The sequence below is a fragment of the Zestomonas ipomoeae genome, assembly GCF_057128665.1.
Map to the genome: position 1 here is coordinate 32,834 of NZ_JBSKHQ010000020.1, position 21,891 is coordinate 54,724.

21 protein-coding genes and 1 tRNA gene are annotated in these 21,891 nt (G+C 65.4%); 9 read left to right on the forward strand and 13 right to left on the reverse strand.

The genetic code is table 11. The features are described 5' to 3' along the window. Positions 1-88 precede the first annotated feature (88 nt). The gene (gene dcd, locus ACWKV7_RS19160) at positions 89-655 is read left to right on the forward strand and encodes a dCTP deaminase (protein ID WP_483859294.1); all 567 of its coding nucleotides are present in this window, start codon (positions 89-91) and stop codon (positions 653-655) included. A 156-nt stretch (positions 656-811) separates the two neighbouring features. Next, complete coding sequence (locus tag ACWKV7_RS19165; protein WP_483859379.1) at positions 812-961, forward strand: hypothetical protein; 150 nt, start codon at positions 812-814, stop codon at positions 959-961. A gap of 139 nt (positions 962-1,100) precedes the next feature. Here ACWKV7_RS19165 and ACWKV7_RS19170 read toward each other — a convergent pair whose 3' ends face one another. Then, positions 1,101-1,769, reverse strand: a complete 669-nt coding sequence (locus tag ACWKV7_RS19170; RefSeq protein WP_483859295.1) for a phosphoribosyltransferase — start codon at positions 1,767-1,769, stop codon at positions 1,101-1,103. A 5-nt stretch (positions 1,770-1,774) separates the two neighbouring features. Continuing rightward, on the reverse strand, positions 1,775-3,121 hold the full coding sequence (locus ACWKV7_RS19175; RefSeq protein WP_483859296.1) for an erythromycin esterase family protein: 1,347 nt from the start codon (positions 3,119-3,121) through the stop codon (positions 1,775-1,777). A 165-nt stretch (positions 3,122-3,286) separates the two neighbouring features. Between ACWKV7_RS19175 and ACWKV7_RS19180 the strand changes: the two genes are divergently transcribed. Next, positions 3,287-3,508 (forward strand): hypothetical protein, encoded by a 222-nt coding sequence (locus ACWKV7_RS19180; RefSeq protein WP_483859297.1) that lies wholly within the window; start codon positions 3,287-3,289, stop codon positions 3,506-3,508. A gap of 115 nt (positions 3,509-3,623) precedes the next feature. On the opposite strand, the gene ACWKV7_RS19185 is transcribed toward ACWKV7_RS19180, so the two are convergent. The 4 genes from ACWKV7_RS19185 to ACWKV7_RS19200 form a co-directional block, all read right to left on the reverse strand. After that, entirely contained in the window at positions 3,624-6,164 is a 2,541-nt protein-coding gene (locus tag ACWKV7_RS19185) for a penicillin acylase family protein (RefSeq protein WP_483859298.1), read from the reverse strand. Positions 6,165-6,276: 112 nt separating this feature from the next. After that, positions 6,277-6,738, reverse strand: a complete 462-nt coding sequence (locus tag ACWKV7_RS19190; RefSeq protein ID WP_483859299.1) for a DUF2489 domain-containing protein — start codon at positions 6,736-6,738, stop codon at positions 6,277-6,279. A 7-nt stretch (positions 6,739-6,745) separates the two neighbouring features. Beyond that, entirely contained in the window at positions 6,746-6,934 is a 189-nt protein-coding gene (locus ACWKV7_RS19195; protein ID WP_483859300.1) for an SEC-C metal-binding domain-containing protein, read from the reverse strand. Positions 6,935-6,939: 5 nt separating this feature from the next. Then, complete coding sequence (locus tag ACWKV7_RS19200; RefSeq protein WP_483859301.1) at positions 6,940-7,425, reverse strand: LEA/WHy family protein; 486 nt, start codon at positions 7,423-7,425, stop codon at positions 6,940-6,942. 124 nt (positions 7,426-7,549) lie between these two features. Between ACWKV7_RS19200 and ACWKV7_RS19205 the strand changes: the two genes are divergently transcribed. After that, positions 7,550-8,116, forward strand: coding sequence for a hypothetical protein (locus ACWKV7_RS19205; protein WP_483859302.1), 567 nt, complete (start codon positions 7,550-7,552; stop codon positions 8,114-8,116). A gap of 42 nt (positions 8,117-8,158) precedes the next feature. On the opposite strand, the gene rimO is transcribed toward ACWKV7_RS19205, so the two are convergent. From rimO to ACWKV7_RS19220, 3 genes are all read right to left on the reverse strand, one after another. After that, positions 8,159-9,487, reverse strand: a complete 1,329-nt coding sequence (rimO, locus tag ACWKV7_RS19210; protein WP_483859303.1) for a 30S ribosomal protein S12 methylthiotransferase RimO — start codon at positions 9,485-9,487, stop codon at positions 8,159-8,161. Positions 9,488-9,738: 251 nt separating this feature from the next. Then, positions 9,739-9,815, reverse strand: a tRNA-Met gene (locus tag ACWKV7_RS19215). Between the two features lie 101 nt (positions 9,816-9,916). Further along, on the reverse strand, positions 9,917-10,144 hold the full coding sequence (locus tag ACWKV7_RS19220) for a DUF3203 family protein (RefSeq protein ID WP_483859304.1): 228 nt from the start codon (positions 10,142-10,144) through the stop codon (positions 9,917-9,919). A gap of 208 nt (positions 10,145-10,352) precedes the next feature. On the opposite strand from ACWKV7_RS19220, the gene dinB reads away from it, so the two are divergent. Then, complete coding sequence (dinB, locus tag ACWKV7_RS19225; protein ID WP_483859305.1) at positions 10,353-11,417, forward strand: DNA polymerase IV; 1,065 nt, start codon at positions 10,353-10,355, stop codon at positions 11,415-11,417. 17 nt (positions 11,418-11,434) lie between these two features. Here the strand turns inward: dinB and ACWKV7_RS19230 are convergent, their stop codons facing one another. The 4 genes from ACWKV7_RS19230 to ACWKV7_RS19245 are packed head-to-tail and all read right to left on the reverse strand — an operon-like array spanning position 11,435 to position 16,081. Continuing rightward, a complete protein-coding gene (locus tag ACWKV7_RS19230; RefSeq protein WP_483859306.1) occupies positions 11,435-11,836 on the reverse strand; it encodes an META domain-containing protein in 402 nt (133 codons plus the stop codon). After that, the gene (locus ACWKV7_RS19235; RefSeq protein WP_483859307.1) at positions 11,833-12,270 is read right to left on the reverse strand and encodes a hypothetical protein; all 438 of its coding nucleotides are present in this window, start codon (positions 12,268-12,270) and stop codon (positions 11,833-11,835) included. Before ACWKV7_RS19235 ends, ACWKV7_RS19230 begins: the two co-directional genes overlap by 4 nt. A 40-nt stretch (positions 12,271-12,310) precedes the next feature. Beyond that, complete coding sequence (locus tag ACWKV7_RS19240) at positions 12,311-13,306, reverse strand: 2-hydroxyacid dehydrogenase (protein ID WP_483859308.1); 996 nt, start codon at positions 13,304-13,306, stop codon at positions 12,311-12,313. A gap of 18 nt (positions 13,307-13,324) precedes the next feature. Then, positions 13,325-16,081, reverse strand: a complete 2,757-nt coding sequence (locus ACWKV7_RS19245; protein WP_483859309.1) for a response regulator — start codon at positions 16,079-16,081, stop codon at positions 13,325-13,327. Between the two features lie 171 nt (positions 16,082-16,252). Between ACWKV7_RS19245 and cysM the strand changes: the two genes are divergently transcribed. From cysM to mazG, 4 genes are all read left to right on the forward strand, one after another. Beyond that, positions 16,253-17,158: a cysteine synthase CysM gene (gene cysM, locus ACWKV7_RS19250; protein WP_483859310.1), complete on the forward strand. Its 906-nt coding sequence runs from the start codon at positions 16,253-16,255 to the stop codon at positions 17,156-17,158. A gap of 66 nt (positions 17,159-17,224) precedes the next feature. Next, the gene (rlmD, locus tag ACWKV7_RS19255; RefSeq protein WP_483859311.1) at positions 17,225-18,580 is read left to right on the forward strand and encodes a 23S rRNA (uracil(1939)-C(5))-methyltransferase RlmD; all 1,356 of its coding nucleotides are present in this window, start codon (positions 17,225-17,227) and stop codon (positions 18,578-18,580) included. A gap of 124 nt (positions 18,581-18,704) precedes the next feature. Further along, positions 18,705-20,948: a GTP diphosphokinase gene (gene relA / locus ACWKV7_RS19260; protein ID WP_483859312.1), complete on the forward strand. Its 2,244-nt coding sequence runs from the start codon at positions 18,705-18,707 to the stop codon at positions 20,946-20,948. Between the two features lie 93 nt (positions 20,949-21,041). Further along, positions 21,042-21,878: a nucleoside triphosphate pyrophosphohydrolase gene (gene mazG, locus ACWKV7_RS19265; protein WP_483859313.1), complete on the forward strand. Its 837-nt coding sequence runs from the start codon at positions 21,042-21,044 to the stop codon at positions 21,876-21,878. Positions 21,879-21,891: the final 13 nt, after the last annotated feature.

Here is a 21,891-nt window from a genome sequence, read left to right on the forward strand (position 1 = left end):
ATCGGCGGCACGCCAGGTCGACGACGGCCCCTACCTCCCGGTAAGATGCGCTCACTTTTTCGCCACCCTGCCAGCTAGGATTCCAGCCATGAGCATCAAATCGGACAAGTGGATTCGCCGCATGGCGCTTGAGCACGGCATGATCGAGCCTTTCGTCGAGCGTCAGGTGCGCACCGAAGGCAACGACCGGCTGATCTCCTACGGCGTCTCCAGCTACGGCTACGACGTGCGTTGCGCCGATGAATTCAAGGTATTCACCAACATCAATTCGGCCACTGTCGATCCGAAGAATTTCGACGAGAAGAGCTTCGTCGACATCAAGAGCGACGTCTGCATCATCCCGCCGAACTCCTTTGCCCTGGCCCGCACCGTCGAGTACTTCCGCATTCCGCGCAACGTGCTGACCATCTGCCTGGGCAAAAGCACTTATGCGCGCTGCGGCATCATCGTCAACGTCACGCCGCTGGAACCCGAGTGGGAAGGTCATGTGACCCTGGAGTTCTCCAACACTACCACCCTGCCTGCGAAGATCTACGCCAACGAGGGCGTCGCGCAGATGCTATTCCTCGAGTCCGACGAGGAATGCGAAGTTTCCTACCGTGACCGTGGCGGCAAGTATCAGGGCCAGCGCGGTGTAACCCTGCCCAAGGCCTAGGCCTCGGGACCTCAGAAAGCCGGGTGCGAGGCCCGGCTTTCTGCTGTCTGGCGATCCATTTCGCGTCATCTGACGAACAGCGGGAATTCCGCGGTGCGGTCACGCTCTACCGTGTAGCCGACGACCCAGGTTGGCCACTGCGAGAGGAGACGAGTAATGGCACCAGCTGTGCAGACCCAGGAAGGAAGCCGCGCCTACCGGGCGGGCGATCCCGATACGCCGCAGCCGGCGGAACAGCCACCGATGCCGAGCGAGCCGGGCGAACCCACGGTACCGGACCAGCCGCCGCCGGCGCCTGTCGCCTGAACGGCGAGAGGTAGAGCGCGGGCAAAAAAATAGGCGCTGTTCAGGCGCCTTGGGGAGTAAATCAATCGATGCTGGGTAACTGACCGCTCGGGCCGGTCGAAGTTCCGTAAATAATTCGAATTTGCCAGCAATCGGTTCTTCAGTGGTTCGCCAGGTCGGCGAACAGTGCGGCGACATCGCGGTCGTCCACCGGTTCGTACTGCGCATAGTGCAATCCGACCGTGAAGAACGGCTCGGGCGTGGCCAGGCAGACGACTTCATCAGCCAGTTCGCACAGTTCCGCGACGACTTCCCGTGGCGCCACCGGCACGGCCAGCAATAGCCGTTTCGGCCCGGCCTTGCGCAAGCCTTTCAAGGCCGCGCGCGCGGTGCCGCCGGTGGCCATGCCATCGTCGATCAGGACCACGCAGCGCCCGGCCAGGTCCGGTGGCGGACGCGAGCCGCAGTAGAGGCGCCGCCGTCGCTCCAGCACCTTGAGCTGCCGCATGATCTCGGCTTTCAGCCAACCGGGCGGAGGATCGACCTGCTGCAGCAGTTCTTCGTTGACCACCCATTGGGGCCTGGCGCCGTCGACCAGGGCACCCAGCCCCAGGGGCTCGCTGCCCGGTGCCGCCAGTTTGCCCACCAAGGCCACGTCCAGTGGCGCGTCGAGCGCCTCGGCGGCGGCATGGGCGACGGCTACCCCGCCTCGGGGCAGCGCCAGCAGCAGTGGCTGTTCGGTGACATAGCATTGCAGGGCCTCGGCCAAGGCCACGCCGGCATCCTGGCGATCGACGAACAGCCGGGGAGAGCGCTTGGCCTGGCCCATGGCGATCACGCTCCGAAGGGGTAGGTGTTCGGCGGGCCGGGCTGTTGCCATTGCGGGCCGAGCGGGGTAACGGCGCGGGTTTTCTCGAACCACAGCCAGGCATCGAATTGCTCCTCCAGCAGCGCTTCGAAATAGTGGCTCAGGCGCTCGCTTTCCGGTCGATAGATAACCCCGATGGCGCGCTCCAGGCGCACGCCACCGAGGGCTTCGCGCAGTTCGCCACGGGCGATGCCGCGCCAGTCGGTGAGCGAGGCCGGCACGCCGGCGCGCAGAAATGTCTGCTCCCAGCTGTCGGCGCGGCAGGGACGGACCTGCTTGATCTGCATCGGTTCGTCCCAGTCGCTGGCAGCCGCCACCAGCCCCTGGTCGGTACCCATGCCGAGCAGCACGGCGGCGTCGCGCCATGCGGTACGGCAGAGCTGGCCGAGGTTGAACTGGCCCTCCCAGCCCATGGAGGTGGCCGAGGCGTTGCCGACATGCGAATTGTGGGCCCAGACCACCGCCTTTGTCTGCGGGCCTCGGTGCTCCAGCAGTGCGCGCAGGGTGTCGAACATATGCTTGTCGCGCAGGTTCCAGGATTCCGTGGAGCCGCGGTACATGATGCGGTAGTACTGCTCGGCGGAGCGCACCACGCGGGCGTTCTGTGCGGCGTCGAAGAAGGGCTCTCCGTCCTTGCCGAGCAACTCCAGGCGCTTGTCCAGCAGTTCGCGCAATTGCTCGACCACCGCTTTCTCGCAGGAGGCCTGCGGGCCCTGCAGCATGACCCGCTGGCCGTACAGGGCCGGGTCTTCCTGCCAGGGCGTCAGACAGCCGTAGCGTCGCTGGGCGGCCTGTGCCGCCTGGGGATCGACGCGCTGCAGGTAGCGCAGCACCGCGGAAATCGAGGCATGCAGGCTATACACGTCGAGCCCGCGAACTTCGCAACGTCGCTCGGCCGGCAGGTCGGCGTTGTACTGGCGCAGCCAGTCGGCGAAGGCTGCCACTTCGGCGTTGCGCCACATCCAGCGGGGGAAGCGCTCGAAGCTGCCGGACTGCCAGTCGTCAGCGCGATGGCGCACATAGCGGTCGATATGGCCGGCATCCGGCCAGTCGGCTTCCACGGCGACGATCTGGAAGCCATGTCGCTCGATCAGGCGCCGGGTAATGGCGGCGCGGCAGCGATAGAACTCGGAGGTGCCGTGGCTGGCTTCGCCGATCAGTACCACGCGGGCGTCGCCATAGCGGTCGAACAGCGCGCCGAGGACAGGGTCATCGAGCGCCGGAAGCGGCTCTGCGTATCGGCGCAGGAGCGCCGCGAGATCGCCTTCCGATCGGCCCGCTGCGCCGTCCAGCCATTTCGCGAGCTTGCCCATGACCTCCTCCGAAAGAGAGCTCCTGGATATGCTGACCGGGCCAGGCCGGCCGACGTTCCTAGCGGGCGACAGATGGCGTGCAGTGGCGGGCTCGGCGGGGTCTAAAAGTACGAGGCTTCCGGTGTGGCGAGTGCTGCACGAGGCGAGTTCGCGGAGGGCGCAGGCATGAGCAAGTGGATCATTACCTTCAGCAAAGATGGCAATACCACCAAGCTGGAAGTCGAGTCGGCACAGCAACCGAGCATGGAGCGGGTTATGGAGCTGGTGGCCGCCGAAGCCGAGCGCGACAACGAGCCGGAGGAGTTCGACGACGCACACCTGGAGCCTGCGCAGATCCTGGAGCAGCGCTTCGGGATCACCCTGACCGGTATCGTCAGGGCGGACTGAGGCACACCCCGGCACAATAAAAAGGGGCGCCGAAGCGCCCCGAAAATCTGTGGAGTAAGTCCGCAACCTTAGTAGCTCTCGAGCGTGCTTCGGTTCCTCGGCACCCGACCGGCGGTCAGGGGCTACCCGGTGTCAGCAGCAGGCGCTGGGTACCGTAGACCTTCTCCAGGTTTTGAGATTGGAAGGGGAAGCTCATGTAGCGTCCCTTGAGCCAGGCGTCGATGCCATCGGCGTAGTGCTCGCTGGCGGGGTTGCCGGACTGTCCCGAGCTGTTGACCCCGATGAGCGGCTCTTCCTGGTTGAAGTCGACGACGATACGCATGGCCGGAATCAGCCAGGTGTCGAAATCCTTGCCCCATTCGTAGGCGGAAACGTTCAGCGTGGTGTGATCGCCTCCGGCCGGGTACGGACCGCGGTCGAGGTAGTCCTTGATCGCATTGAGCCCGGCGCGCTGGGCTCCGCCCATGTACGGTGCCAGCTGGGTGGTCTCGGTCTGCCAGGTATAGGTGTGCAGCTTGCCCCACTGCCAGGCCTGTCGATCCGTTCCCAAGCGCCGCTCCAGCAGGTCCACCGCCGCGACCAGGCTGCGGGCGAGAATGGCTGGCTTGTCCTCGTGCTCAGGGGTAGCTTGGTCATCCCAGAACGGGCTGTCCTCGCGGCCGAGCAGGTGATCGGCCGGCGCCGAGTAGGAGGTGTTGGCGCTCTCCACCAAGGCATGCCAGGCATCGCCATCCTCCGGGCCGAGTTCGTCGCCGAATATCTGCCGGGCACTTTCCTGCAGGAAAGCCTCGTACAGGGCGGCATCCGCCGACTGCGGGCCGAGATTGCCGTCGAACGCCAGTAGGCGGGACAGTGCCTCCCGAGCTTTGCCGCGCTCCTGAGAAGGCAGGTCGGCGATGGCCTGGGCGAGGGATTCGGCCATGCCCGGTGCGGCGAGCATGGCCTGCAGCTTGGCAACGAACGGCGAGGTCTGGTCGTACTGCATGGCGATCATGCTGCGGGTGTCGTGGGTGCCGCTGCCGGCCAGCGTGGCAATGCGCTCGGCGCGCTCCGGGTAATACCAGGAGTTGGACAACTGGACGCCATAGCCGGGCGGTACCGTGCGGTGGTTGGCGGTGCCCAGCCAGCCCTGCGCCGGGTCCTGGTCATAGGGGTGCAATAGTGGGTCGGCGTAGCCGTCCCAGCCGTAGCGCTCGTCCCAGCCGGGGGAAGGCAGCAGGCCGCGGCCCTCGCGGCGGTTGGGAAAGCGCCCGGTGACCTGCCAGCCGATGTGCTCGGCATCGGCGAAGAGAATGTTCAGCGCCATGGCACGCACGTCGCGAGCGGCCTCGAAGGCTTGATCCACAGATTGCGCGCGGGACAGCTCGAAGAAGGCATCGAGGGTCTGGTCGCCATCCATCTGTGGGGTTTTCAGCGCGATGCCGTAGCGGCTGGTCAGGTGCAACGGCTGCAGCATGTGCTTGCGCTCGCCGAGCACGCTGTTGAGCAGCGGGCCGTTGCGGGTTTCATAGAGGGTCTCGCGGATCGGCCGTTCGCCTTTGATGAAGAAGGTTTCCTGGCGTTCCCTGGCCGGCAGCCACTGGCTGTCGGCGAGATAGTAGAGGTGGCCGTCCTGCTGCTTGAGCTGCTCCAGGAACAGGTCTTGGTTGTCGCCCATGACCATGGTCATGCCCCAGGCCAGCTTGCCGTTGAAGCCGGCCACCACCGCCGGCACCCCGGCAATGGAGACTCCGGCGGCCTGATAGCGCGGCGAGCGCAGTTGTACGAAATTCCATACCGACGGCATCGACAGCGGCAGGTGGGTGTCGTTGGCCAGGATGCTCTTGCCGCCGCGACTGCGCTGCGGCGCTATCGCCCAGTTGTTGGAGGCGGCGACGCCGAGCATGTTGAGGCTGGCGATGCGCTTGGCCGTTTCGTTCAGCGCGGCCAGGCCGGGGATCTGGCCGTCGAGGTCGAGACCTTTTAGCTTGTCGGCTTCGTCGAATGGCAGGGGTTCGTCCAGGTAGATCGGCAGCAGCCAGGCCAGCTTGTCGGCGCCGACCTTCTGCGCCATCACCAGCGAGGCGATTTCCTCCTGCAGATTGACCGCCAGGCCGAAGTTCAGCAGGCAGAATACCAGCGCCGAATCCTCAGGCTTCCAGTAAGCGGGGCGATAACCGGAGGCGTCCAGGTCCATCGGCAGCTTGTCGCGGTAGCGGTACAGGTAGGCATTGACGCCACGGGCATACACCTCGAAGAACCGCTTGATGCGCGGCGAGCTGTTCTTGTAGAGCGTATCGGCGCTCTCTTTCAGGTTTACCGCGCGCATGAAGCGGTCGATCTCCAGCACGCCTGGGCCGGCCATCTCCGCCAGCCTGCCCTCGGCCACCAGGCGCAGGCCGACCATCTGGCTGAGCCGGTCGCTGGCATGCACGTAGCCGAGAGCGAACAGCGCATCGTGGAAGGTGGTGGTTTCGATCAGCGGCATGCCCAGCGCGTTGCGGCGTATCACCACGCTTTGCGTCAGCCCCTGAACCTGCATGATGCCTTTCTCGGGCGGCAGGCTGTCGGCGTAACGGCTATCGAGGAAGGACTGGCAGCCGCTCAGGCCGATCAGGCTGGCGAGCAGGGCGCCGAAGGTCAGGCTGGACAGCGGGCGGAACAGGCGCGATCGCATGCTGCGGGCTCCTTGCGCGTAGGGATGTCATGGAAAGTGGTACGTTCGTACTTTTTTCGGAAAGCCTACCAGAGGCCCCAACACAATAGGCCATAACTTGGGTTGGGTCGGCTCAGGCGTCGTTCGCCGGCGGCAGCGCTTCTTCCAGCAGCCAGCGAGCGGCGGCGCGGGCGGCCGCCTTGTGGCGTAGCTCCAGGGCGCTGAACTGGGCTTCGTGGTGACGCCTTTCGCCCCGGTCCAGCGCCTTCCAGGCCAGGTGGGTCGGCACGTGGGCGGTAGCCTCGTACAGTTCCTGGAATACCTCGCAATGCGGGTCCTGGCTGATCTGCGGATCGTAGTTGTCGATCAACACCTTGATGCGGATCGCGCCCTCGATGAGCGGTAATTGTTCGTCCAGCAGGCTGCTGGCGAGGATGCGCAGGTCTTCGCCGAGGCGCTCGCGGCGATCCCGCTCCGCCTCGGCGAGGGCCTTTTCCTGGGCCCAGACGCGCCGCCACAGCGCCAGCGCAATGGCCGCCAGCAGCAGGATGATCAGCACGCCGGCCAGCAACAGGCTGATGACCAGATCGCTCATGGTTGGCTCAAGCGCCGTGGCACTTCTTGAATTTCTTCTGGCTGCCGCAGGGGCAGGGGTCGTTGCGGCCGACTTCCTTCAGCGGATTGCGCACCGGCTCCTGGGGCCCGTGATTGCAGTGCGGGCCATGGACGTGGCCGTGATGATCGTGGTCGTGGTCGCAATCGGGACCATGCACATGAGGTTCTTGGTTCATGGGAACTACTCCGGGATGAAATCGCCGGGAATTATCTCGCCTTTGCGAGAAAGGTGCACGCTGCGACCGAACAGCAGGCCGGTTTTGACCTCTCCCTTGAGGCTATAACTGATGGGTCGGTCGGGTTTTTCCAGCAACTTGACGATATATTTCATGTGTCGCCAGAGGTTGGTACGAACCGGCACGTCGAATTCCATGTGGCCATGGGCGGGCACGGTGAACCAGGTGCTGGATTCGCCGTCGGCCAGCGGCACCTCGTTGAGCGTGATGTCGTAGACGAGGCCGCGTACCGGCAGGCTGACCCCGTTGGGGTTGTCGATGCGAAAGCGCAGGATGAATTGCTGCTCCAGCAGTCGCGCCTTGATCACGTCGACCTTGACGAGGTGGACAACCGGGTCCTGGAATCCGCCACTGAACCAGGTGGAGCATCCGCTGAGTCCCAACAACAGTAACAGGCTAAGAATTCTTATCGTTTGTGCCTTTAGAAACATTCCACCCACTCCAATTAGCGCCCCAGTGTAACAAGCAACTGCTTGCCTGCAATCGATTGAGACGCGAAAAAAACCTGCGCCATACTGGATACCTAATAGGACAACGATGTGACGGAGAAAAATTATGAGCCGCTATGAGATCGCCTTTTCCGGCCAGTTGGTGCCGGGCGCCCAGCCCGAGGCGGTTAAGGCCAACCTGGCCAAGTTGTTCCAGGCGGATGCCCAGCGTATCGCGCTGCTGTTCTCCGGACGGCGTATCGTGCTGAAGAGCAACCTGGATGCCGAGAGCGCCGAGAAATACCGCGCCACGCTGGCGCGAGCCGGTGCGGTGGTCGAGGTGCAGTCGCTGGAGGTGGAAATCGAGGAGGTCGAGCTGGCGCCGCCACCGCCCGAGCAGCCGGCGAGTTCGCCGGCTGCCGCCCCGGCGACGATGGAGGAGCGCCCGCGTGAAGGTGCGCGACTCCAGGTGGCTCCGCGCGACGAATACATGGCGGCGTTCGCCGGGGTCGACGCACCGGATTTCGGCATCGCGCCGGTAGGGGTGGACCTGCAGGATGCCAAGCCCGAGCCGCAGGCGCCGGAGCTGGACCTGTCGAACATCAGTCTGGCGCCGCCCGGCAGCGACATGGGACAGATCAAGCCCGGCCCGGCTGCGCCGCCGCCGGACACCTCGCACCTGAAACTGCAGTGAGGCCAGCGGGCGGCGCCGCGATAGCGCGGGCGCCGTCCGCGTTCACATGACCTCTGCCCAGAGGTCGTATTCGTCGGCATCGGTGACCCGGCAGCGCACCTTGTCGCCCGGCTTGAGTTCGCTGTCGCTGGCGACGTAGACGTTGCCGTCGATTTCCGGGGCGTCCGCCCAGGAGCGGCCGATGGCGCCTTCCTCGTCCACCTCGTCGATCAGTACCTCGATTTCCTTGCCGATCTTCAATTGCAGGCGCGCCGCACTGATGGCCTGCTGATGGGCCATGAAGCGTTCCCAGCGCTCCTGCTTCACATCGTCCGGGACCTGTTCCAGGCCGAGGTCGTTGGCGGGGGCGCCGTCCACCGGCGAATACTGGAAGCAGCCGACGCGGTCGAGCTGGGCTTCGGTCAGCCAGTGGAGCAGATACTGGAAGTCTTCCTCGGTTTCGCCGGGGAAACCGACGATGAAGGTGGAGCGAATGGTCAGCTCCGGGCAGATTTCCCGCCACCGCTTGATGCGCTCCAGGGTCTTGTCCTCGAAGGCTGGACGTTTCATTGCCTTGAGCACCTTCTGGCTGGCGTGCTGGAAGGGAATGTCCAGATAGGGCAGCAGCTTTCCGGCGGCCATCAGCGGAATCACGTCATCGACGTTCGGGTACGGATAGACATAGTGCAGGCGCACCCAGACGCCCATGCTGGAAAGCGCTTCGCACAGCTCCTTCATGCGGGTTTTCACCGGCTGGCCGTCCCAGAAGTCGGTCTTGTACTTCAGGTCGACGCCGTAGGCGCTGGTGTCCTGGGAGATCACCAGCAATTCCTTGACCCCAGCCTTGACCAGCCGCTGGGCTTCGCTGAGCACGTCGCCCACCGGGCGGCTGACCAGCTTGCCGCGCATGGAGGGGATGATGCAGAAGCTGCAGCTGTGGTTGCAGCCTTCGGAAATCTTCAGGTAGGCGTAGTGACGCGGGGTCAGCTTGATGCCTTGCGGCGGCACCAGGTCGATCAGCGGATTGTGTTCGGTCTTCGGCGGCACCACCTCATGCACGGCATTGACCACCTGCTCGTATTGCTGTGGGCCGGTCACGGCCAGCACGCTGGGATGCACGTCCCGGATCGCGTTCTCTTCCACGCCCATGCAGCCGGTGACGATGACCCGGCCGTTCTCGGCGATGGCCTCGCCGATCACATCGAGGGACTCGGCCTTGGCGCTGTCGATGAAGCCGCAGGTGTTGACCACCACCACGTCCGCGTCCTGGTAGGTCGGTACGACTTCGTACCCTTCCATGCGCAATTGGGTGAGGATGCGTTCAGAGTCGACCAGGGCTTTCGGGCAACCGAGGCTGACAAAGCCGACTTTCGGCGTGGTGGGAGTGGACATGGCGGCTAACCTCGAAGGGCGCTCACGAGGCGCCTTGATCAAAAAGTGCGCAATTCTAGCGGCCGTCCAGGAGCTTGCCTAGTGGTGGAGCGGGGGATTTTATCGACGGTGCCGGCCGAGGTTTTGCCTGCTGCCGAACCCGAGTGCCGAGTTGTCGGTGCGGGCGAAGCGTTGGTGAGGAAGAGGGGCGCCCATTGGCGAATTGTGACCAAAACAAAAAGGCCACTCGTTTGAGTGGCCTTTCTGATGTTTGGTTGCGGGGGCTGGATTTGAACCAACGACCTTCGGGTTATGAGCCCGACGAGCTACCAGACTGCTCCACCCCGCGTCTGTGTGGTCGGCATTCTACAGCCGAACGCATGAGTGTCAATCCTTTTCGGAGAAAAAGTGTTTTTTCTTCAATCTCTTAGCGATTCCTGCGAAACGTGCCTATTCATCGTCGACGATCAGATTGAAGCGTTCGTCGGTGGCGCCCGCGGCGATCAACTGCTCGGCCTGCTCTTCGCTCAGGTAGACCGGCACGCCTTCGATGGCGGTGATGGACATGCGAGCGTCCGGGTCGGTGGTCACGCGTAGCGCGTCGATGGGGCGTTCGTATTGCGAGCCCTGGACGCTCAGCACGCAGGTGCCGGTTTGCGGTTTGATTTCAACGGTCATGGGATAAACCCTCCCTAGCTGGGCTTATCTGTTGGGACAATGCGCGGGGCGGATCGTTGAGTGTTGCGGCAGCTCCGTTGGTCGCCCTGCCGACAGCAGCTGTCAGCAGCCAGCAGGCTGGCGCCTCCTACTCGATGCGGGAATATGCCAGCATGGCGCTTTTTTGGCAGGCGGACCGGGCGGGTCGCCGTTCTGGAACGACGCGGGCATGAACGCGAGAAAGATCATTCACGTCGATTGCGACTGCTTCTATGCCGCCATCGAAATGCGCGACGATCCCCGGCTGGCCAATCGGCCGCTGGCAGTGGGCGGCGCTGCCGATCGTCGCGGGGTGATCGCCACCTGCAATTACGAGGCGCGCGCCTACGGCGTGCGCTCGGCGATGTCCTCGCATCATGCGCTCAAGCTGTGTCCCGACCTGCTGATCGTCAAGCCGCGTTTCGAGGCCTATCGCGCCGCTTCCCAGGAAATTCACGGCATTTTTCGCGACTACACCGAACTGATCGAGCCGCTGTCGTTGGACGAGGCCTATCTCGACGTGTCCGCCAGCCCGCACTTTGCCGGCAGTGCCACGCGCATTGCCCAGGACATTCGCCGGCGCGTGCAGCAGCAGTTGCATATCACCGTGTCCGCCGGGGTGGCGCCCAACAAGTTCCTGGCCAAGATCGCCAGCGACTGGAAGAAACCCAACGGACTGTTCGTCATCACGCCAACTGAGGTGGAGGCCTTTGTCGCCAGCTTGCCGGTTAGCAAGCTGCACGGCGTGGGCAAGGTGACCGCAGACAAGCTCGGGCGGCTCGGCATCCATCACTGCGCCGACCTGCGCGAGTGGAGCAAGCTGGCCCTGGCGCGGGAGTTCGGCTCCTTTGGCGAGCGCCTGTGGAGCCTGGCGCGCGGCACCGACGAACGCCCGCTGCAGGTGCATAGTCGGCGGCAATCGCTGAGCGTGGAAAACACCTACGACCACGATCTACCCGACCTGGCCGCTTGCCTGGAGCGCCTGCCTGCGTTGCTGGAGGAGCTGGGCGGCCGCCTGGCCCGCCTGGACAGCAGCTACCGCATCGGTAAGCCTTTCGTCAAAGTGAAGTTCCACGACTTCAGCCAGACCACCGTGGAGCAGGCCGGCGCCGGGCGCGACCTGGAGAGCTTTCAACTGCTGCTGGGGGCGGCCTATGCGCGTGGCGGCAAGCCGGTGCGGCTGCTCGGCGTAGGTGTGCGCCTCACCGACCTGCAGGGCGCGCACGAGCAACTGGAGCTGTTCGCCTCGCCGTGAGGCGGGGGCTACCGAGTTCAGCCTTTTTCCGGCCAGAGGCGAATCGCTTTACCGGTAGCCGGCCACAGGCGCAGTTGCTCGATGGGCGAGAAGTCCCAGCGTTGGACCTTTTCGAGGGCGTCGAGGAAGCGCTGCTCCTGTTCCATCAGCGCGGGCGCGCACAGTCGGCGGGTGCTGCCGACTTCGCCGAAGCGCAGCTGGTCGCCCTCCAGTTGGTAGGGCGCGAACCAGTGATTGCAGCCGGCAGTGCCATAGGCCCGGCCATCGGAGCCGAGGGTCAGGGTCAGGTGGCTGCGGTCGATCAGCGGTTGTTCGCCGATCCATTCCACGCGGTAGCCACGCTCCTGTTCCAGTTGCAGCGGGCCGGCGGCGCAGCCCGCCAGGAGGACGGCTAAGCCGGCCATGATCGGGGTTCTCATGCTGTCTTCTCCTGGCAGGCGGGGCACAGGTGGCGTCCGTCGCGGTTCTGCCAACCCAGTTCGACGAGACGGGCTTCGGCGGCCGGCGCATGGGCCTTTTCGCCGAGGGCGGCATCCACGGCGAATTCGACGTCCGCCCGCTGGCCGCAGGCATCGCAGTCGACCTTCCAGGTGTGGATCGCCAGTTCGCGGAATGCCGGGCCGTTGGCCACCGCCAACCACTGGCCCGGCGGGTTGATCAGATGGCGAACCTTTTCCACCACCAGGCGCATGCTGAGGTCGCGGCTGCCCTTGAGGGTTACCAGCAGGCTGTCGCCGGTCTGGATCGAGCCGCCAGTGCCGGTCACCTGATAGCGGCCCGGTGCCAGGGCGCGGCACTCGCTGAGGGTATGGGCGGGGTTGAGCAGGGTGTAGCGAAAGTCGTGTTCGGCCATGGCGGGGTTCGGGGATGTGGAAGGGCGGAGCGGCATGCTATCACGCTGCTGGTTCGACCCGATTCGTCGCTTGTCCGGCGGCCCATGCCTGAATGTTGGCGAGCGTGGTTTCGGCAATCGCGGTCAGTGCTTCTCGCGTCAGGAATGCCTGGTGGGCCGTGACGATGACATTGGGAAAGGTCAACAGGCGCGCCAGTACGTCGTCCTGCAATGGAAAGTCGGAGTGGTCCTCATGGAACAGGCGGGCTTCCTCTTCATAGACGTCCAGCCCCAGGTAGCCGAGTTGGCCGCTTTTCAGCGCTTCGATCAGCGCTGGCGTATCGACCAGTGCGCCGCGCCCGGTATTGATCAGCATGGCGCTACGCTGCATGCGCGCCAGCGCCTGGCGGTCGATAAGGTGGCGGGTCTCGGGGTAGAGCGGGCAGTGCAGGCTGAGGACCTGCACCTCCGGCAGCATTTCGTCCAGTGGCAGGTAGTTCACGCCCAGGGCCTGGAGCTGGGCGTCCGGTTGCGGGTCGCAGGCCAGGACCCGGCAACCGAAGCCGAGCATGATGCGGGCGAACCGGCCACCGATCTCGCCGGTGCCGACCACGCCGATGGATTTGCCATGCAGGTCGAAGCCGATCAGGCCGTGCAGGCTGAAGTCGCCCTCGCGGGTGCGGTTGAAGGCGCGGTGCAGGCGGCGGTTGAGGGTGAGAATCAGGCCGACCGCGTGTTCCGCCACCGCGTGGGGCGAGTAGGCAGGCACCCGTACCACGGTCAGGCCGAGTCGGGCGGCGGCGGACAGGTCGACATGGTTGTAGCCGGCCGAACGCAGGGCGATCAGCCGCGTACCGCCGGCGGCCAGACGCTCCAGCACCGGCGCGGACAGGTCGTCGTTGATGAAGGCGCAGACCACCTCGCAGCGATCCGCCAGGGCGGCGGTCTGCCGATCCAGCCGTACCGGCTGGAAAAGCAGTTCCAGATGTTCCGGTCGCTGCGCGGCGAGAAAGCTGTCGCGGTCATAGGGCTGGCTACTGAACAGCATGATGCGCATGGGGGGCTCCCTGTGGAATCAGGCGTGGGCGGAGGCCTCGTTGGCCAGGCGCTCTATGGCGGCGTCGAGGTCGTCCAGCGCGGCTCTGGCGGCGGGGTCGTCCTGCTTCAGCAGCGTTTCGCTACGCTGGCAGGCAGCACGCAACTGCGGTACGCCGCAGTAGCGAGTGGCGCCGTGCAGGCGATGGACCCGCTCGATCAGTGCGGAGCGGTCGCCGCTATCGCGGGCCTGGCGGATCGCAGCGCGGTCGGCTTCCAGCGAGGCGAGCAGCATCGCCAGCATGTCGGCGGCCAGGTCGGCCTTGCCAGCGGCTAATTGCAGCCCTTCCGCCTGGTCCAGTACCTTGAGCTGCGTGGCCGTGGGCGGGCTTTCCTCCAAAACACGCTCGGGGCCGTGGCTGCTCAGCGACAGGCCGGTCCACTTGAGCACCACCTGAGCCAGTTGCCGTTCGTTGATCGGCTTGGTCAGGTAACCGTCCATCCCGCCCTGCAGCAGGGCACGTTTTTCGTTGGCCAGGGCGTGGGCGGTGAGGGCGATGATCGGCAGCGGCTCCTGGCCCTGCTCGGCTTCCCAGCGACGGATCGCCTCGGTGGTCTGCCGGCCGTCCATGCCGGGCATCTGTACGTCCATGAAAACCAGGTCGAAATGCTCCTTCTGCACCGCTTGCACTGCCGCCTGGCCGTTGTCCACCGCGCTGACCTGGGCGCCCATGTCGTTGAGCAGGGTCTTTACCAGCAGCAGGTTGGCCGGGTTGTCGTCGACGCATAGCAGGTGCGGTGCGCGCCCCGCCAGCGGGCGTTCGCCTTCGGCGCGGGGCTGCGCGGGCTGGATCAGGTCGGTCAGGCTGCGCTGCAGCTTGCGGGTGCAGGCCGGCTTGGCCTGCAACTGGCCGTGCAGTTCCGGCAGGGCTTCGTGGTAGAGCGCCTGTTCGGTGGTGGGGCAGAAGATCAGGCACTTGCAGTCGTGGCGCTCCAGGTCCCAGACCAACTGGTTCAGGCGCTCCGGCGGCAGCTCGGCGCAGGTGATGCCGAGCACTGCCAGTTCGATCGGCTGTCCGCTGTTGCGGGCCGCGGCGACGCTGCGCAGCATCTGCTCCGGATCGCCGCAGTGCACAACTTGCAGGCCGCAATCCTCCAACTGGTGCTGCAGGGCCTGGCGCGCCAGTTCGTGGTACTCCAGCACCGCCACCCGGCGGCCGAGCAGCGGTGCGCGCGGCTGATCCTCGGCGTCGTCGCGGGCGCGCGGCAGGCTGAGGCTGATCCAGAATTCCGAGCCTTCGCCGGGCGTGCTGGTGACGCCGATTTCACCGCCCATCTGTTCCACCAGGCGCTTGGAAATCACCAGGCCGAGGCCGGTCCCGCCAGCCTGGCGGCTGAGGGAGTTGTCAGCCTGGCTGAACGCCTGGAACAGCGAGCGCAGGTCTTCTTCGGAAAGGCCGACGCCGGTGTCCTGCACGCTGATGCGTAGCTGCGCGCGGTCGCTGCGCTCGTCCTCGAGCATGGCGCGCAGCACGATGGTGCCTTCGCGGGTGAACTTGATGGCGTTGCTCAGCAGGTTGGTCAGCACCTGCTTGAGGCGCAGCGGGTCGCCGACCAGCGACAGCGGCGTGTCGCGATAGATCAGGCTGACCAGTTCCAGGTGCTTGGCGTGGGCCGCCGGGGCGAGCATGGTCAGGCTGTCCTGCAGCAGGTCGCGCAGGTTGAATGGAATGCTCTCCAGCACCAGCTTGCCGGCCTCGATCTTGGAGAAGTCGAGCACCTCGTTGATGATCGCCAGCAGGTTGTCGGCGGACTTGCCGATGGTATTCAGGTAGTCCTGCTGGCGCGGGCTCAGGGCGCTCTTCTGCAGCAGGTTGGTAAAGCCGAGGATGCCGTTGAGCGGGGTGCGGATCTCGTGGCTCATGTTGGCGAGGAACTCGGACTTGATGCGGCTTGCCTCCAGGGCTTCCTTGCGCGCCAGGTCCAGCTCGATGTTCTGGATCTCGATGGTTTCCAGGTTCTGGCGCACGTCCTCGGTGGCCTGGTCGATGCTGTGCTGCAGCTCTTCCTGCGCGTTCTGCAGAGCCTCGGCCATGCGATTGATACCGGAGGCCAGCTCATCCAGTTCGTGGCTGCCGAGGGCGGGCAGGCGGGTTTCCAGATTGCCGTCCTTGAGCTGGGCCACCCCCTGCTTGATGCGTCGCAATGGCTCGTTGATGCTGCGGCTCATGCGCAGCGCCAGCAGGGCGGTGACCGCCAGCCCGGTGACGATCAGCAGAAGGCTGGCGAACAGGCTGCGATAACCGCGCAACAAGGTGCCCTGGTGCGACAGTTCCAGCTCGACCCAGCCGAGCAGGCGTTCGTTGTCGGAGTCGATGGTCTCGTCGGTCAGGCTGGCATGGTAGCCCAGCACCGGCAGCAGGAAGCGGGTCGCATCGCGGCTACTGACATGTACCGAAGTGCCGCCGTCGCCCATGGGCTGGGGGTTGATCATGTTCGGCCCGGCGTGGGCGAGGCGGGCGCGATCAGCGTTGAGAAAGGTCACCGAGCGCACATCCGGTTGCTCGAGGGCTTCCTGGGCGATGCGCTTGAGCAGCTCCGGGTTGCCCTGGATGAGGGGCGGGGCGGCCAGCGGTGCCAGCTGTTCGGCGACCATTTCGCCGCGCTGCAGGAGTTGCGTCTGCAAGTCGGATAGCTGCGCCCAGATGAAATAGACGCCGAGCACCAGCGCCAGCAGGCTGGTGGGCAGCAGGGTCAGCATGAGTACGCGGCCTTTGATGCCGAGATCCTTGAACACGAGACGCTCCCGAAATGCTTCTTTAGGGTTCAGGCCGGCAGTGTAGCGGCTGCCCTGAGCCGGCGACAGCGCACCGCGTGGCCGGGTTATGGCCATCGGCGCTTATGACGCGTGCCGGTTTGCCGCTATCATAGTCATCCTTTCCCGCTGCCCGGATTGCGAAGCGCCATCATGATCCCGCAATTTCCCTCCATCGCCGATTGCGTCGGCAACACCCCGCTGGTCCGCCTGCAACGCTTGCCCGGGGAAACCTCAAATACCCTGCTGGTCAAGCTGGAAGGCAACAACCCGGCCGGCTCGGTAAAGGACCGCCCGGCGCTGTCGATGATCACCCGTGCCGAGTTGCGCGGCGAGATCCGCCCCGGCGACACCCTGATCGAAGCCACCTCCGGCAATACCGGCATCGCCCTGGCCATGGCAGCGGCCATCAAGGGCTACAAGATGATCCTGATCATGCCCGACAACATGAGCGCCGAGCGCAAGGCGGCGATGACCGCCTATGGTGCCGAGCTGGTGCTGGTATCCCGCGAGGAGGGCATGGAAGGTGCCCGCGACCTGGCCGAAAGCCTGCAGCGCGGCGGTCGTGGCAAGGTGCTCGACCAGTTCGGCAACGGCGACAACCCCGAGGCCCACTATGTCGGTACCGGTCCGGAGATCTGGCGCCAGACCCAGGGCAGCATCACCCACTTCATCAGCTCCATGGGCACCACCGGCACCATCATGGGCGTGTCGCGTTACCTCAAGGAGCAGAACCCGGCTATTCAGATCGTCGGCCTGCAGCCGATGGAAGGCGCGGCGATTCCCGGCATTCGCCGTTGGCCGCAGGAGTACCTGCCGAAGATCTACCAGGCCGAGCGGGTCGACCGTATCGTCGACATGGCCCAGGCCGAGGCTGAGGATGTCATGCGCCGGCTGGCCCGCGAAGAGGGCATCTTCTGCGGCGTTTCGTCCGGCGGTGCAGTGGCGGCGGCCTTGCGCCTGTCCCGCGAGGTCGAGAATGCGGTGATCGTGGCGATCATCTGCGATCGCGGCGACCGCTACCTGTCCACCGGTGTCTACGAAGTACCCGAGCATTAGCCATGAACCAGCATGATCCAGCCCGGATGTTGTCGCCTTGCGATCCGGGCGGTGTGGAGGCCATCGATGGCTAAGCGCACCTCCGGCCTGCGCTTCCAGCCGAGTGGCGGCGCGCGGGCGGCGCAGTTGCCGGTCGGCAAGAAGCAGCGGCTGACCGTCGAGCGCCTGGCCAACGACGGTCGTGGCATCGCCTTTCATGAAGGGCGCACCTGGTTCGTCACCGGCGCCTTGCCGCAGGAGCAGGTCGATGCCCGCGTGCTCGCGGCGCGCAGCCAGGTGGTCGAGGCGCGCGCCGAGCGGATTCTCGTTGCCAGCCCGTTGCGCCGGGCCGAACCCTGTCCCCATGCGCGCCAATGTGGCGGCTGTACCCTGCAGCATGTGCCTCACGCCGACCAGCTTGCCCTGAAACAGCGCAGCCTGGCCGAACAATTGGCGCGTTTCGCCGATCTGGTGCCGGACGAGTGGGCGCCTCCGCTGGTCGGCCCGGAGTTCGCCTATCGCCGACGCGCGCGCCTGGCGGTGCGCTGGGATGCCGAGGCTGCACGGTTGCAGGTTGGTTTCCGTGCCGCCGCCAGCCAGGCGATTGTCGACATCGATGAATGCCAGGTGCTGGTACAGCCTTTGCAGCCGATTGTCCGCGCGTTGCCGTCGGTACTGCGTGCGCTGCACAAGCCGCAGGCCATTGGGCATGTCGAACTGTTCAGCGGTACGGCTAACGCCCTGTTGGTGCGGCATACCGCCGCGCTGCCGGAGGCCGACAGGCAGCGGCTGGTGGCGTTCTGCGCCGAACAGCAGGCCCAGTTGTGGTTGCAGGGGGCGGGCGAGCCGCAACCGCTGGAGGCCGGGCTACGCTTGGCCTATCGCCTGGAGCCGTGGGATATCGAACTGGACTATCGCCCCGGCGACTTCATTCAGGTCAACGCGCCAGTGAACCAGGCGATGGTCGCCCAGGCGCTGGAATGGCTGGCGCCCCAGCCCCATGAGCGGATACTGGACCTATTCTGTGGCCTCGGTAACTTCGCCTTGCCGCTGGCCCGTCAGGTCCGTGAGGTGGTGGCCGTGGAAGGCGTACAGACGATGGTCGAGCGGGCTCGCGGCAATGCCGAGCGCAACGGCTTGGGCAATGCGCACTTTTTCCAGGCCGACTTGTCGAAGCCGCTGGCCGACGCCCCCTGGGCTCGCCAAGGCTTCGCCGCGGTACTGCTGGACCCGCCGCGCGACGGCGCCTGGGAGGCGGTACAGCACCTGAGGGAGCTGGGTGCCAAGCGGGTTCTGTACGTATCGTGCAACCCGGCGACCCTGGCGCGGGATGCGGCCGAGCTGGCCCGCCAGGGGTATCGGTTGCGCCGCGCCGGCATCCTCGACATGTTCCCGCAAACAGCCCATGTCGAGGCCATGGCACTTTTTGAGGCGACCTCCTGATCCGGCCCCTGGTGGCTGGATCGGGCGGCGGGCCCGGCTCGCTGGGTCGCAGTATGTGGGCAAGGAGTTGCCCGCTTAAATTTCGACCGGCCCAGAGAAGGCCGGCACCGCAGGGGTAAGCAGCATGGTACAGGTGAGAGCGCAGCAGCCGATCAATACCGACGGCAGCATCAACTTGGAAGCGTGGCTGGATCACGTGCTGGGCATGGATCCGGTGCTCGACCGAGAGGCTCTGAAGGAAGCCTGCGAGTTCGCCCGCGAGGCCGAAGAGCAGGCCAACGCCGCGCAGAATATCTGGGCCGAGGGCAATTCCAGTTTCCAGACCGGCCTGGAGATCGCCGAGATCCTCGCCGATCTCAAGCTCGACCAGGACTCGCTGATCGCCGCAGTGATCTACCGCGGCGTGCGCGAGGGCAAGATTCCGCTGGAGACCGCCAGCCAGCGCTTCGGCCTGGTGGTGGCCAAGCTGATCGAAGGTGTGCTGCGTATGGCCGCCATCAGCGCCAGCCTCAACCCTCGCGAATCCATGGTGCTGGGCACCCAGGCCCAGGTGGAAAACCTGCGCAAGATGCTGGTGGCGATGGTCGACGATGTGCGCGTCGCGCTGATCAAGCTGGCCGAGCGCACCTGCGCAATCCGCGCGGTGAAGGACACCGACGACGAGAAGCGCCACCGGGTGGCCCGCGAAGTGTTCGACATCTATGCACCGCTGGCCCACCGTCTGGGCATCGGCCACATCAAGTGGGAGCTGGAGGACCTGTCCTTCCGCTACCTCGAGCCCGATCAGTACAAGCAGATTGCCAAGCTGTTGCACGAGCGCCGGCTCGACCGCGAACAGTACATCGCCGACGTGGTCCAGCAGCTCAAGGACGAACTCAGCGACGCCGGTATCAAGGCCGATATCAGCGGCCGGGCCAAGCACATCTATTCCATCTGGCGCAAGATGCAGCGCAAGGGCCTGGAGTTCAGCCAGATCTACGACGTGCGGGCGGTGCGTGTGCTGGTGCCGGAAATGCGCGATTGCTATACCGCGCTGGGCATCGTGCATACCCGCTGGCGGCACATTCCCAAGGAGTTCGACGACTACATCGCCAACCCCAAGGAAAATGGCTACCGCTCGCTGCACACCGCGGTGATCGGCCCGGACGGCAAGGTGCTGGAAGTGCAGATCCGCACCCACGCCATGCATGAGGAAGCCGAACTGGGCGTGTGCGCCCACTGGCGCTACAAGGGCACCGACGTCAAATCCAGCTCCGATCACTACGAAGAGAAAATCTCCTGGTTGCGCCAGGTGCTCGAATGGCATGAAGAACTGGGCGATATCGGCGGCCTGGCCGAGCAGCTGCGCGTGGATATCGAGCCGGACCGGGTCTACGTGTTCACCCCCGACGGCCACGCCATCGACCTGCCCAAGGGTGCCACGCCGCTGGACTTCGCCTACCGCGTGCACACCGAGATCGGCCACGGCTGCCGCGGCGCCAAGGTCAACGGTCGCATCGTGCCGCTCAACTACAGCCTGCAGACCGGCGAGCAGGTGGACATCATCACCAGCAAGCACGGCTCGCCGAGCCGCGACTGGCTGAACCCCAACCTCGGCTACATCACCACCTCGCGGGCGCGGGCGAAGATTGTCCATTGGTTCAAGCTGCAGGCCCGCGACCAGAACGTCGCCGCCGGCAAGACCCTGCTCGAGCGCGAGCTGAATCGCCTTGGCCTGCCGCCGGTGGACTTCGCCAAACTGGCGGAAAAATCCAATCTCAAGGCGGCCGAAGACATGTTCGCCGCGCTCGGTGCCGGCGACCTGCGCCTGGCCCATCTGGTCAATCTGGCCCAGCAGCTGGTGGAGCCCGACCGCAGTACCGAGCAACTGGAGCTGATTCCCCGGCGCGCCAGCCAGCACAAGCCGGGCAAGCGCGGCGACATCCAGATCCAGGGCGTCGGCAACCTGCTCACGCAGATGGCCGGCTGCTGCCAGCCGCTGCCCGGGGACCCGATCGTCGGCTACATCACCCAGGGGCGCGGCGTCAGCATTCACCGCCAGGACTGCGCCTCGGTGCTGCAGCTGGCCGGCCGCGAGCCAGAGCGCATGATCCAGGTCAGCTGGGGGCCGGTGCCGGTACAGACCTATCCGGTGGATATCGTCATTCGGGCCTACGACCGGTCCGGCCTGCTGCGCGATGTCTCCCAGGTGTTGCTCAACGAGCGCATCAATGTGCTGGCGGTGAATACTCGCTCGAACAAGGAAGACAGCACCGCGCTGATGTCGCTGACCATCGAGATTCCCGGGCTGGACGCCCTCGGCCGCCTGCTGGCGCGCATCTCGCAGTTACCCAATATCATCGAGGCCAAGCGCAATCGTGCCAATTGAGCGGCAATGCTCGAGCGACAAGCTGCAAGCAAATAGCGGTGTGCCGTTCGTTCTTGCGGCTTGTAGCTTGTGGTTTGCAGCCTAGGAGTTTCCATGTACCGACTCGACGACCTGCTGCACTTGATGGCCCGCCTGCGCGATCCGCAACATGGCTGTCCCTGGGACCTCAAGCAGTCCTACGCGACCATCGTGCCCTACACCATAGAAGAGGCGTACGAAGTAGCCGACGCCATCGAGCGTGGCGACTTCGAGCACCTGCCCGGCGAGCTGGGCGACCTGTTGTTCCAGGTCGTCTACTACAGCCAACTGGCCAGGGAGGAGGGGCGCTTCGAGTTCGCCGCCGTGGTCGACGGCATCACCCGCAAACTGATCCGCCGTCATCCCCATGTCTTTCCCGACGGTGACCTGTATGGTGCGCCGGATGCTGCGAGGCTGGAGGAAGCTGCGGTCAAGCAGCGCTGGGAAGAGCTCAAGGCCGAGGAGCGTGCGGAAAAAGCCGGCGTGCCGGAGCAGTTGTCGTTGCTCGACGACGTACCCATGGCATTGCCGGCGCTGTCGCGGGCGGTCAAGTTGCAGAAGCGCGCGGCCCAGGTCGGCTTCGACTGGCCGGAAGCCCTGCCGGTGGTGGACAAGCTGCGCGAGGAGCTGGATGAGGTGCTGGAAGCCATGAGCGAGAACGATCCCGAGGCGGTGGCCGAGGAAGTCGGCGACCTGTTGTTCGTGGTCACCAATCTGGCCCGGCACCTGAAGGTCGACCCGGAGACTGCGCTGCGCGCCGCCAATGGCAAGTTCGAGCGGCGCTTCCGTTTCATCGAACAGGCATTGCGCGAAGCGGGTCGGGCCATGGAAGATTGCGCCCTCGAAGAACTGGATGCGCTCTGGGGCGAAGCCAAGCGCCGGGAGAAAGATGCGCTCGGTTGTGGCCGCTGAACCGGCGTCGCGC